Origin of the sequence: Bradyrhizobium valentinum (assembly GCF_001440405.1) — a bacterium.
Lineage (GTDB): Bacteria > Pseudomonadota > Alphaproteobacteria > Rhizobiales > Xanthobacteraceae > Bradyrhizobium > Bradyrhizobium valentinum.
Window position 1 is genome coordinate 33,621 of the sequence record NZ_LLXX01000234.1, and the last position, 9,920, is coordinate 43,540.

A 9,920-nucleotide genomic window follows, 5' to 3' on the forward strand; every position below is an offset into this window, starting at 1 on the left:
GCGCTAGACCCCTGCCTTGCGACGCGCTTCCGCGGCCGCAATCTGGCTCGAATCCGCGTCCGTACCGAGATAGACCTCGATCACTCTTGGGTCGCCGGCGACCGCGCTCGGCAGGCCTTCCGAAATCTTCTCGCCGTGATCGAGCACCATCACGCGATCGACCACCCGCATCAACACGCCCATGATGTGCTCGACCCAGATGATGGTGATGCCGAGTTCGTCGCGGATCTTGCGCAGCATATCGGCGGCCTGATCCATCTCGTGCTCGTCGAGGCCGCCGAGGCTTTCGTCGGCGAGCAGAAGTTTCGGCCCAGTGGCGAGTGCCTTGGCGAGTTCGAGTTTCTTCAGGCCCGCCGCGCCCAGGCCGTCGACGCTGGCGTGGCGGTCGGTCGGCAGGCCGACCATGCGAAGCGCCCGCTCGGCCGCCTCATCCGCCTTGGCGCGGCTGTGGCGGCCCTGCCCGTAATATCCGGCGAGCGCCACGTTCTCGAAGATGCTGAGCCGGTGAAACGGCCGCGGGATCTGGAAGGTGCGCCCGATGCCCCTGTTGATGATGCGGTGGGGGGCTACGCCTGCGATCTCCGCGCCGTCGAACAGGATCGATCCGGCCGTCGGCACCAGCGTGCCCGACAGCATGTTGAAGATCGTGCTCTTGCCGGAGCCATTCGGGCCGATCAGGCCGAGAATCTCGCCCTGTTCGACCCGGAACGACACGTTGTTAACCGCGGTGAAGCCGCCGAAACGCTTCACCAACCCTTCTACCGTCAGCACCGCAGAACCTCCGCTGGCTTTTTCGTTGGAGCATGATCCGTTTCGGAAAGCCGGATCATGCTCTTGCCCCGTCTGTGCTGGCCTACTGGTTGCTGAACGTGGTTCCCTTCGGCAAGGGCAACACGGCCTCGCGTTGCGCCTGGCTCTTCGGCCACACCACATAGGACTTGTCGTCAATGTACTGGATGACCACCGGGAACGAGCGCTCGTTCTGGCCGGCCATCTGGCTGCCCTCGCCGTGGAACTTGACGCCGAAGCCCAGCATAGTGCCGCCTTCGGGAAGGTCGACTTCGAGGGCTGCCTTGCGCAGCGCTTCGGGATCGACGCCGCCATATTTCTTGATGGCGCGCGGCAGCACTTCGGTCAGGAAGACATAGGTGTTCGATGCGGCCATGCCGACATGGGCGGAACGGATCGCAACGCCGGGCTTGGCCTTGTCGAACTCCTCGCCGACCATCTTGATGACCGCGGGCAGCTTCGGATCCATCGATTTCTGGTTGGCGAGCCAGATCGAGATCGGATCGGCATTGAAGACGTAGTTGACGTCGCCGCCCAAACCTTCCTTCAGCTTCTCGTAGACGCCGTAGCCCGCGCCATGGCCGACGAGTGCCTGGAATTTCAGGCCCTGCTCGCGCGCCTGGCGGCCGAACAAGGTGATGTCCGGGTTGTATCCGGTGTGGAAGATCACGTCGGGCCGCGCACGCTTCAGCTTGGTGACAAGCGAGGACAGATCCGGCGCGGTGGCGGAATAGCCCTCTTTCAGCACGATGTTGAAGCCGGCCTTCTTGGCGCCGGCCTCGTTGCCCTTGGAGACGTCGACGCCGTAGGCGCCGTCCTCGTGGATGATGGCGACACGCAGATCCTTCGGCTCCTTGCCGAGCTTTGCCTTGGAGTTCTGCGCGATGAAATCCATCGTCATCAGGCCGAACTGGTCGCCCGAGGCCTGCGGACGGAATACGTATTTGAAGTTCTTGTCGGCCAGCACCGCCGAGGAAATGCAGGTGGTGATCCACATGAAGTTCTTGAGCTGCTCGACGCGTGCGGCCACCGGCACGCATTGCGCCGACGAGAAGAAGCCGAGCAGCATGTTGACCTTTTCCTGCTCGATCAGCCGCACCGCCTCGTTGATCGCGACATCAGGCTTGCTTTGCGCGTCGGCGTAGACCGCTTCGACCTTGTAGCCTTCGACGCCGGTCTTGGCGTACTGGTCGAGCATGATCTTGGCGCCGATATATTGCAGCTCGGAACCGCCGCCGGCGAGCGGGCCGGTGAGGTCGTAGATCACGCCGATCTTGATTTTCTTTTCCTGAGCCTCGGCGGTAGCCGCCATCCCCAGCACCGCGATTGCGGCAGATAGCCCGACGAGAAGGCGTGCAGCTTTGCGCCCCGACATGGAATCCTCCCTGGATTTATTTTTTGTGCACTGCGTTTTCTTGTTCTTGTTGTCGCCTATCACATTGGTAGCGCCACCAGATGTCAAGCGTATTGCTGCGTCAGGGCTCGGAAGCGAGCTGTGCCTCGATGAACGCCGTGACAAAACGCGGCATCGCGGAGGTGAGATCGCGGGTACTGCGCACAAGATGGATCGCGGATAATTCCGGCTGGCGCTGCGAGGCGAGATTGCGCTCGATCCGCTCGCGCAAGGCCTCGCCCGGCATGCTGAGGTGCAGCATGCGCATCATCGCGACTGTAGGCCCCGTACAGATACAGTGCCAATGCGGGTCGCTGTCGTATTCACCGGGCGCAAGGCCGGTCTCTTCCTCGAGTTCGCGCGTGACGCTGCCCGGTATGTCGACCGTGCCATCCTTGATGTCGTCGAGGTCGGGCGTCCCCGATGGAAAATAGATGCGCCCGGCATTGGAGGTATGCCGGCCCATCTCGCCGAGCACGAAGGCGCCGTCGGCGCAGCGGAGCGCGCCCATGCCAAAGCCGTTGAACACGGACGGATCCGGAAAGCCCCAGTCGCGCCAAGCCAGGAAGCTTGCGAAATCGGTCTCGAAATAGCTGGCGCTGAAGCGATCGCCGGCAAACACCGGGTTGCGCCCGAGCAGGACGCGGCCGTTCCACATGGCGGGCTTCTCGCGCTGCTTGTCTGCGAAATGCGCCGTTATCTCTGCGCGCCGCGCCTCGGCAAACGGCCACGCCCATGCCTCGACAACGAGGTCGAGCGCGCTGACGCGATGAATGACCAGCGGCCTTGTACCACTCATCGCCCGACTTCGCTCGATCTCACGCCCATCCTGTACCGATCTTACTTCGGATTCGCGCCGGTGGTCTTCTTGACCTGCTCGACATATTTGTTGGTGTAAGTCTTGGTCACGTCGATATTGGCCTTGGCGATCTCCGGCGAACTCTCGCTGAACACCGCGAGCACCGCATCCGCTCCCTTGGGATCCATCTTGCCGGTCAGCGAATACATCGGGATCGTATTCTTCAGCGCCGCCAGATAGAGCTCCTTGTTCTTGCCGACGATTTCGTCGGGCATCTTCGCCATGATCTCTTCCGGCGAATGCGAGTGAATCCAGGCGAGCGTGTTGACGATCGCATTGGTCAGCGCCTGCACTTCCTTCTCGTGCGACCTGATCCATGCGGTGGTCGTATAGAGCGCGCCGCCGGGATATTCCCCGCCGAACACGGCGAGCGTGTCCTTCTCGCTGCGGGTGTCGGCCAGTATCTTCAAATCGGGATAGCTGCCCTGCAAAACGGTGACGGAGGGATCGAGCATCACCGCTGCGTCGATCTGTCCCTGCTGCATCGCCGCCACGGCGGTGGCACCGAGGCCAACGCCGATCACCGCGGCGCTGGTCGGATCGAGCCCGTTCTTCTTCAACAGATACTTCAGGAAGAAATCGGTCGAGGAGCCCGGTGCGCTGACGCCGACCTTCTTGCCGGCCAGATCCTTGATCGATTTGATCTCGTTGGTGTGTGCGGGTGACACGACCAGCACCAGGCCGGGATAGCGGTCATAAATCACGAAGGATTGCAGCTCCTGCTTCTTGGCGGCCAGATTGACGCAGTGGTCGAAATAGCCCGACACCACGTCGGCGCTGCCGCCGAGCACGGCCTTCAGCGCATCTGAGCCGCCCTTGAGGTCGACCAGTTCGACTGCCAGCCCCGCCTTTTCGTATTCGCCGAGCTGCTTGGCGAGCACGGTGGGCAGGTAGCACAGGCAGGAGCCGCCGCCGATCGCGACGGTGACCTTGCTTTGTGCCGCGGCAAATCCCGAGGTCAGCGCCAGCGCCAACAGTGAAGCGGCCAGCCGGCCGAACAGTTTCTTCATGGTTTCCTCCATTCGTTGGCCGGCAACATAGAGCAGCGCGCGGACGTTGAGAAGGCCGCCAGGCGATGCGCGGGTGAGGCTTGCCTCCTCCTCCGTCATTGCAGGGGGCGACAGCGACGAAGCGATCCAGCGGGTACTCGGCGATCCATGATGCGCCTTCGCCGCGCGGACTGCGGGTCAAGAGACGGGTTCACCGGAACGTCCCTGTCCCTTCGCCGACATGGCCCGATCGATTCAAAGGGTTTCTGAATCCATGTAAAAAATCGCGGCTCCCAACATATGGAAGGCGTGGATGTCTGAACCCGTAGATTGGTGCTCGGCTCGCAACCTTCGTTCCCACTTGAGCGTTATAACGTTGGCTAGCGGCGATTACATCAGGGAAGTCAGGGTGCGAACACCTCAGGTATCGTTGGCTTCCGCAACTATTCCACTATTGTCTGCGATGATGGGTATCGATGGCAAACAAGCGCAAGGAGATTTGCTAATGACCACATGTACCGAGAAACACCATGCCAACCACACCCATAAACATGGCCCGGATTGCGGGCACACCGCGGTTCGTCATGACGGACATGTGGATTATCTTCACGACGGCCATCTCCACCATATGCACGAGGATCACGTGGACGAACATGTCATCACGGTAAATGCCACAAATCCCGTGCAATGCACTCCTCAAGTCCATTGCGACCACACGCACGGTCCAAACTGCGGACATGAAGCGGTGCCGCATGGTGACCATGTCGACTATCTTGTAGACGGCCGGCTGCACCATCCGCACGGTGATCATTGCGATGATCACGGGCCCGTGCAGTTAGCCTGAGGGCGATGGTGATCGAACCCTGGCGGCGCTGGAGGCGCCGGCCGATGACGCCGGCGACGATATCGCGACCGCGCGAACGAAGTAGTTCATGGTCGGCGCCTCGAAGCCTATCTAGTGTACATATTGCCAAGTCGCGTTTGCCTAGTCGCGGAATTGGGGATGCAGAATGGCTCATCATCAAAAAGCCGTTGCCGCCGCAGTGGCGATAAACACTGCAATCTTCGTGGTGGAGGGTATTGCCGGCTATCAGGCATCGAGCCTGAGCCTCCTGATGGACAGCGCGCATAACCTGTCGGACGAGTTGGCGCTGGTCTGCCTGTATGCAGCGTTCCTGGTCGCCAGAGGTCCTTCGCAGCGGCTGTTGAGAGCCGGAAATCTCTTTAACTCGGTCGGGCTGATTGCGGTCAGCGGACTGCTTTTGTGGCAGGCCGGGGAGCGTCTGTTCAATCCGGTGCCGGTTCAGGGCGTCGTTCCGATGATCGTGGGTCTGGCTGCCGCTGCCGCCAATTGGAGCGTGGCCCGCTTGCTCCTGGAGCCAAGCCAAAACAACGCTGCAATCCGGCTCGCGTATATCCACAATCTTGGCGACGTATGGGTATCCCTTGCCCCGGTGGCCGCGGGCTTACTGCTTCTAGTGACGGGTTATCCGATCTTCGATCCAATCATCGCAGGAGCCGTTGCGTTGTGGATCATTTTCACGACTGGCCGGGAGGTTCTTGAATCGCACGATGAACTGATATGGCCGGAGAAAATCATCTGCTGCCATACCGACCACGATCAACCGGTCGTGACGCCACTCTCAAATTGAGACGGTAGCAGATGAATCGCGCCGCCTTCCGCACGAGCGGGGAGATGATTGGCGGATGCTCGAAATTAAGGCAGCCTGCAGCTCGCCAATGCACTGATGATCAAACGCGGCGACTCAAATCCCTGCTTAAGCCGGTCCCTCACCGGAGTCTGGTTCAAAGCCATCTGCATGGGCTTGTCCTTTGCTGATGCTGCAATTGGTCTGCGCCGGCTAGCGTCGATCCGCGGCTACGCGATGGTCATTCCGCTTCGATGGAGGTTCGGGCAGGCCGGTTGGTGCGGCAAACGGCGCCAGCGCATCCGCAAGGTCTGTCTGCGTGATCTGTTCAAGCGGCTTGTCGATCGAGACGGCCTCGGCTGGCCGTCTCGGGTGCATGATGAGCACGATGGTTCGGGCGCCGCCGCGACCAGAATCGCCGCGTTCGCTTACGGTAATTATTGTCTCATCATCGGCGTTGATGGCTGTGCGGGCATGCTCCTTCAATGCACGCACGACGTTCCATTGGTGGCGCGGCGACCTTGGGAAGAAAACAACAGTCATTGTCGACACAGCCTGAAGGAGCAAAGGTATTTGTGATGTTATAACATTACAAATCTACGTCAAACAGCTTATGGCGCACTCTGGGCATCCGCTGGTTTCGCAATAAGGAAGGTTGCTTTCCGAGTTCGGTCCCTACCCCCTGCCCTCCGCCGCTGCCGGCCGCCACACCAACAGCCGCCGCTCGACCAGCGTTACGCCCATGTCGATCAGGATGACAAACGCTGAAAGCACGAACATGCCGGCGAACACGCCGGCGACGTCGAACACGCCTTCGGCCTGCTGGATCAGGTAGCCGAGGCCGGCGGCCGAACCCAGATACTCGCCGACGACGGCGCCGACCACCGCAAAACCGACCGAGGTGTGCAACGAGGAAAACATCCACGACAGCGCCGACGGCCAATAGACATGCCGCATCAACTGCCGCTCGTTCATGCCGAGCATGCGGCCATTGTCGAGCACGGTGTTCGAGACTTCCTTGACGCCCTGATAGACGTTGAAGAACACGATGAAGAACACCAGCGTCACGCCGAGCGCGACCTTGGACCAGATGCCCAGGCCCAGCCACAGCGTGAAGATCGGCGCCAGCACCACGCGCGGCAGCGCGTTGACCATCTTCACATAGGGATCGAACACCGCGGCGACGCGCGGCTGCCGCGCGAACCAGAAGCCGACCAGCACGCCGGCGACCGAGCCGATCACGAAAGCCAGCAGAGATTCCCACAGCGTGATGATGAGATGCTTCCAGATCACGCCACTCGAAAACCATTTTACGATCTGGCTGCCGACATCGATCGGGTTGGAGAAGAAGAAAGGCGGCAGCAGGATGCGGCCGAACACCGGCACTGTGGTGAGGAACTGCCACAACGCCAGCGCGACAACGGCGACCAGAAGCTGACATGTGAGAAGCATTAATCGAGACATGAGCGATACCTATCTCCACGTCGTCCCTGCCTAGTGCGCAATTGCGCACGGGGCGCCGGGACCCATATGTTCATAGTTGCAGAAGGTCTCTACCCTATCGCCCAAACGATAGGACACGGCGTATGGATCCCGGCGCCCGTGCGCAATTGCGCACTAGGCCGGGACGACGTAGGAAAAACGACATCAGCTTGCCTCTGCCGCTTGTGTGGATTGCACGTAGCCCTTCATCACTTCGTCCTTCAGCACGCTCCAGATTTCCCGGTGCAGCTCATGAAAATCCTTCTCCATTCGGATTTCGGAGATGTCGCGCGGGCGCGGCAGCGGCACCCGCCAGTCGCCGATGATGCGCGCCGAGGGACCTGCCGACATGATCACGACACGGTCGGCAAGCGCTATCGCCTCTTCGAGATCGTGGGTGACGAACAGCACAGCCTTGCGGTCGGAATTCCATAATTCGAGCAGGAGATTGCCCATGATCTGGCGGGTCTGGGCATCGAGCGGGCCGAACGGCTCGTCCATCAGGAGTATCTTGGGATCGCGGATCAGCACCTGCGCAAGGCCGACGCGCTTGCGCTGTCCGCCGGAGAGCATGTGCGGATAACGGTTGCCGAACGCGCCGAGGCCCACCGAGGTGAGCCAGCCTTGCGCGCGCTGCAGCGCCTGTTCGCGCGGAGCGCCCTTGATCTCGAGCCCGATGGCGACATTGTCGATCGCGGTCTTCCAGGGAAACAGCGCATCGGCCTGGAAGAGATAGCCGGCATCCCGGTTCAACCCCGCTAGCGGCTGGTCGAAGATCTTCACCGACCCCGACGCCGGCTTCAGAAGCCCGGCGGCGACATTGAGCAGCGTCGACTTCCCGCAGCCCGTCGGCCCGACAATGGCGACGAACTCGCCATGCGCGACGGACAGATTGGCCTTCTCCACGGCCGTGTAGACGCGGTCGCCAGCGACACGAAACGCCACTGTCGCATCGCCAAGCGCGACCGCCGTCGGCTGTGCGGTATCTGCCATATTTCTCCCCAAGCGTTTGGAGGGATGCCTTAGCGGGTAAGAAGGATAAGTTCAACGCGGCCCGCCGACGTGGTAGGTGATGTCTACCCTCCCCTGGAGGGGGAGGGTCGGCTCACATGAGCGAAGCGAAATGTGAGACGGGGTGGGGTGATCTCTCCAGTCGGGGACTGTTCGTAAGGAGAGACCGTCACCCCACCCCGCCGCTCATTGCATGAGCGTCGACCCTCCCCCTCCAGGGGAGGGTGAAAGTCGAGATCGCATGGCCGCTCCCCTGATCGCCTATACCCGTGTCGGCAAGACCTTTGACGATGGCCGCGTCGTGGCGGTCGACGACGTCTCGCTCGAGGTCGCCGAGGGCGAGTTTTTGGCCATCGTCGGCGGCTCCGGCTCGGGCAAGACCACGCTGCTGCGGCTCGCCAACCGGCTGATCGAGACGGATTCTGGCTCGATCACGGTCGAGGGCGAGGACGTGCGTGAGGTCGATCCGATCCTGCTGCGGCGGCGGATCGGCTATGTCTTCCAGAGCGGCGGGCTGTTTCCGCATCTCAGCGTCGCCGGCAATATCGGCATTACGCCGAAGCTAACGGGCGCGCCCCTCGCCGAGATTTCTGCGCGGGTGGACGAGCTGCTCGACCTTGTCAGGCTCGACCGGGCGCAATACCGCGACCGCCTGCCGCATGAACTCTCGGGCGGCCAGCGCCAGCGCGTCGGCGTGGCGCGCGCGCTCGCCGCAAAGCCGCGCATCGTGTTGATGGACGAACCGTTCGGCGCACTCGACCCCCTCACCCGCGACGCGCTCGGCGACGATTTCCGCGAGCTGCATCGCAAGCTCGGCCTGACCACGGTCATGATTACCCATGACATGACGGAAGCCATTCTGCTCGCCGACCGGATCGCGGTGATGGGGGGCGGCCGGCTGCTCGCGCAGGGCACGCCATCAGAGCTTTCCGAAAGCGAAGACGCTTACGTCGGCGAGCTCCTGCGCACGCCGCGCCGGCAGGCCGAGCGGCTCGGCGCCCTGCTGCCGCGGAACGGTGCAGCATGAGCATCTTCACCGATCCACGCTGGGGCGAGGCGCTGGGCCACCTGCCCGACTACCTCGGCAGTCATGTCCGCGTCAGCGTCACCGCGCTGGCGCTGGGGCTTCTGGTCAGCCTGCCGCTCGCCATCATCTCGCGCCATCGGCCTGTGATGCGAGGTGCATTGCTCGGGCTCGCCAGCATCGTGCAGACGGTGCCGGGGCTGGCGCTCTTGGCGCTGTTCTATCCGCTGCTGCTGGCGCTCGCGGCGCTCTCGCTGTCGTGGTTCGGGTTTAGTTTTTCCGCATTCGGATTTTTGCCCGCGGTGCTGGCGCTGGCGCTCTATTCGATGCTGCCGGTGCTGCGCAACACCATCACCGGCCTGCAGGGTGTCGAACCTGCGGTCCTGGAAGCGGCGCAGGGCGTCGGCATGACGCCGCGGCAATCGCTGTTCACGGTGGAACTGCCGTTGGCGCTGCCGGTGATGATGGCGGGCATCCGCACCGCCGCGGTCTGGGTGATCGGTACCGCGACGCTGTCGACGCCGATCGGCCAGACCAGCCTCGGCAACTACATCTTCGCGGGATTGCAGACCCAGAACTGGGTGTTTGTGCTGTTCGGCTGCCTCGCCGCCGCGGTGCTGGCGCTGCTGGTCGATCAATTTCTGGCGCTGATCGAAAACGGCTTGCGCCACCGCAGCCGCCTGCGCGCGGCGCTCGGCGGCGCCGGCATCGCGGCGCTGGTCGC

At 62.4% G+C, this 9,920-nt stretch carries 11 protein-coding genes; 4 read left to right on the forward strand and 7 right to left on the reverse strand.

The window, feature by feature from the left end; translation table 11 throughout:
• Window positions 1-3 precede the first annotated feature (3 nt).
• The 5 genes from CP49_RS40355 to CP49_RS45635 form a co-directional block, all read right to left on the reverse strand.
• Window positions 4-771, reverse strand: coding sequence for an ABC transporter ATP-binding protein (locus CP49_RS40355; protein WP_057855641.1), 768 nt, complete (start codon window positions 769-771; stop codon window positions 4-6).
• Window positions 772-853: 82 nt separating this feature from the next.
• Window positions 854-2,164 carry an ABC transporter substrate-binding protein gene (locus CP49_RS40360; RefSeq protein ID WP_057855642.1) on the reverse strand — a complete coding sequence of 437 codons (1,311 nt, stop codon included), beginning with the start codon at window positions 2,162-2,164 and terminating at the stop codon, window positions 854-856.
• Window positions 2,165-2,264: 100 nt separating this feature from the next.
• Window positions 2,265-2,981: a hypothetical protein gene (locus CP49_RS40365; protein ID WP_057855643.1), complete on the reverse strand. Its 717-nt coding sequence runs from the start codon at window positions 2,979-2,981 to the stop codon at window positions 2,265-2,267.
• Between the two features lie 41 nt (window positions 2,982-3,022).
• Entirely contained in the window at window positions 3,023-4,051 is a 1,029-nt protein-coding gene (locus tag CP49_RS40370; protein WP_057855653.1) for an ABC transporter substrate-binding protein, read from the reverse strand.
• A gap of 481 nt (window positions 4,052-4,532) precedes the next feature.
• Entirely contained in the window at window positions 4,533-4,853 is a 321-nt protein-coding gene (locus CP49_RS45635; RefSeq protein ID WP_057855644.1) for a hypothetical protein, read from the reverse strand.
• Window positions 4,854-5,040: 187 nt separating this feature from the next.
• Here CP49_RS45635 and CP49_RS40380 point away from each other — a divergent pair, with 187 nt between their 5' ends.
• The gene (locus CP49_RS40380; protein WP_057855645.1) at window positions 5,041-5,682 is read left to right on the forward strand and encodes a cation diffusion facilitator family transporter; all 642 of its coding nucleotides are present in this window, start codon (window positions 5,041-5,043) and stop codon (window positions 5,680-5,682) included.
• A gap of 96 nt (window positions 5,683-5,778) precedes the next feature.
• Window positions 5,779-6,258, forward strand: coding sequence for a hypothetical protein (locus tag CP49_RS45640; protein ID WP_156438918.1), 480 nt, complete (start codon window positions 5,779-5,781; stop codon window positions 6,256-6,258).
• Between the two features lie 96 nt (window positions 6,259-6,354).
• Here CP49_RS45640 and CP49_RS40390 read toward each other — a convergent pair whose 3' ends face one another.
• Entirely contained in the window at window positions 6,355-7,143 is a 789-nt protein-coding gene (locus CP49_RS40390) for an ABC transporter permease (protein ID WP_057855647.1), read from the reverse strand.
• Between the two features lie 183 nt (window positions 7,144-7,326).
• Entirely contained in the window at window positions 7,327-8,154 is an 828-nt protein-coding gene (locus tag CP49_RS40395; RefSeq protein ID WP_057855648.1) for an ABC transporter ATP-binding protein, read from the reverse strand.
• 259 nt (window positions 8,155-8,413) lie between these two features.
• On the opposite strand from CP49_RS40395, the gene CP49_RS40400 reads away from it, so the two are divergent.
• Together CP49_RS40400 and CP49_RS40405 are read left to right on the forward strand one after the other, a co-directional pair.
• The gene (locus CP49_RS40400; RefSeq protein WP_057855649.1) at window positions 8,414-9,199 is read left to right on the forward strand and encodes an ATP-binding cassette domain-containing protein; all 786 of its coding nucleotides are present in this window, start codon (window positions 8,414-8,416) and stop codon (window positions 9,197-9,199) included.
• Window positions 9,196-9,920: ABC transporter permease (locus CP49_RS40405; protein WP_156438919.1), on the forward strand; the 725-nt coding region annotated here is incomplete at its 3' end. The genes CP49_RS40400 and CP49_RS40405, both read left to right, overlap by 4 nt.